The following is a 2233-nucleotide window of genomic DNA, read 5'->3' as shown; positions in this document are numbered from 1 at the left end:
TAGTACCCTTTGGATTGACTATGATACTATCTAAGAACAAGAAATGGGCAAATAAGGAACTAGCTAAACATAAAGGATAAAAACTAAAAGAAGGAGCTAAAACCTCCTTCTTTTTTAGATACAATATATGAAGGAGAGAACTTGCTATGATAGATTTCAAAAAAACTGTAATATATCAAATATATCCAAAATCCTTCAAGGACTCTAATGGAGATGGGATTGGAGATCTGAAAGGAGTTACAGAAAAAATCGACTATTTAAAAGAATTAGGTGTAGACTATATCTGGCTTACACCTTTCTATGTATCTCCTCAAAAGGATAATGGCTACGATGTAGCAGATTATAGAAATATAGATCCTAAATTTGGAACTATGGAAGATTTTGAAGAACTGGTAAAGGTAGCAGAAAAAAATGGAATAGGGTTAATGTTAGATTTAGTTTTAAACCACACATCAACAGAGCATAAATGGTTTAAAAAGGCTTTAGCTGGAGAACAAAAATATAAAAATTATTATATATTTAAAGAGCCTAAAGATAGCAAAGAGCCAACTAATTGGTTATCTAAATTTGGGGGTTCTGCATGGGAATATGTAGAGGAATTTGATGAATATTACCTTCATCTATTCCATAAAACTCAAGCAGATCTTAATTGGGATAACCCAAAGGTAAGAAAAGAAGTATATGATATAGTCAACTTTTGGATGGATAAAGGAGTTAAAGGTTTTAGACTAGATGTTATAAATCTAATATCTAAACCAGATGAATTTGAAGACGATTTAGAAGGAGATGGTAGAAGGTTTTATACCGATGGACCTAGAGTCCATGAATATATAAAGGAATTAAATAAAAATACCTTTGGTTCCAAGAAAGATATAATTACAGTAGGTGAGATGTCTTCCACTGATATTGAAAACTGTATCAGATATTCAAATCCTGAGGAAGAAGAATTATCCATGGTATTCAATTTCCACCACTTAAAGGTAGATTATAAAGATGGAGACAAATGGTCTTTAATGGACTTTGATTTTATAGAATTAAAACGAATATTAATAGATTGGCAATTAGGTATGGAAAGAGGCAATGGATGGAATGCTCTATTCTGGTGTAATCACGATCAACCTAGAGCTATATCTCGATTTGGTGATGATGGAAAATATCGAGAAGAATCGGCTAAAATGCTGGCCACTGCTCTCCATATGTTACGAGGAACACCCTATATATATCAAGGTGAAGAAATAGGTATGACCAATCCCTATTTTGATAAAATAGAAGACTATAGGGATGTGGAATCCATACAATACTATCATATATTGAAGGATAAAGGTATAACTAATGATAAGATAATGTCTATTTTAAAATCTAAATCCAGAGACAATGCTAGAACTCCTATGCAATGGAACTATGAGGATAATGGAGGATTTACTACAGGTAAACCTTGGATTTCTATAAATTCTAATTATAAGGATATAAATGTGGAGAAAGCGTTAAAGGACAAGGATTCTATTTTTTATCATTATAAAGAATTAATACGACTAAGGAAGGAATACAATATAATTTCTCATGGAAGTTTCATACCCCTTTATGAGGAAGATGATCAAATATTTGCATATATGAGAAGTTATGAAGGAGAAAGGCTTTTAGTAATAAACAATTTTTATAAAGAAGAGACCATATTTGAATTGTCTAAAAAAATAGATTTAGAAGGTTCTAAAATAAAGATATTGATTTCCAACTATAAAGATTCTAGTGAAGATATTAAAAAATTAAAACTAAGACCTTATGAATCCATAGTATATCATATTGAAAAATAATTTTGGTAATGGTACTATTAATTAAGGTGATATAGAATGGAAGTCAAATATTTAAGCATTTATAACGACATAATGGATTCAATAGACAACAAAACAATTAAACCTGGAGAGAAACTTCCCTCTGAAAATGAACTAATGCGAAAATATGATGTATCAAGAGATACAGTAAGAAAAGCCTTAGATTTATTAGAAGGTAATGGCTATATCCATAAGATAAAGGGGAAAGGTTCTTTTGTATTGGATATAGACAAATTAGATTTTCCTATAACTGGAATAATAACTTTCAAAGAACTATCTGAAAAAATGGGAGTAAGCTCTAAAACCATAGTCCATGAATTAGATCTTATTAAACCAGATAAATTTTTAATTAAAAAATTAGAATTGTCTAAGAAAGATTTAATTTGGCGAGTTATAAGAGCTAG

At 30.2% G+C, this 2233-nt stretch carries 2 protein-coding genes; both read left to right on the top strand.

What is annotated here, in order from left to right; all coding sequences use genetic code 11:
* Positions 1–146: 146 nt before the first annotated feature.
* Positions 147–1811 (top strand): alpha,alpha-phosphotrehalase, encoded by a 1665-nt coding sequence (treC, locus tag VK998_RS11530; protein ID WP_325228460.1) that lies wholly within the window; start codon positions 147–149, stop codon positions 1809–1811.
* A gap of 36 nt (positions 1812–1847) precedes the next feature.
* Positions 1848–2233: GntR family transcriptional regulator (locus VK998_RS11525; protein WP_325228456.1), on the top strand; the 386-nt coding region annotated here is incomplete at its 3' end.

Source organism: Schnuerera sp. (genome assembly GCF_035459645.1).
In the GTDB taxonomy this organism is placed as follows: Bacteria; Bacillota; Clostridia; order Tissierellales; family Tepidimicrobiaceae; genus Schnuerera.
The sequence above is the reverse complement of the archived record's forward strand: the minus strand, read 5'-3'. Positions and strand labels throughout refer to the sequence as shown.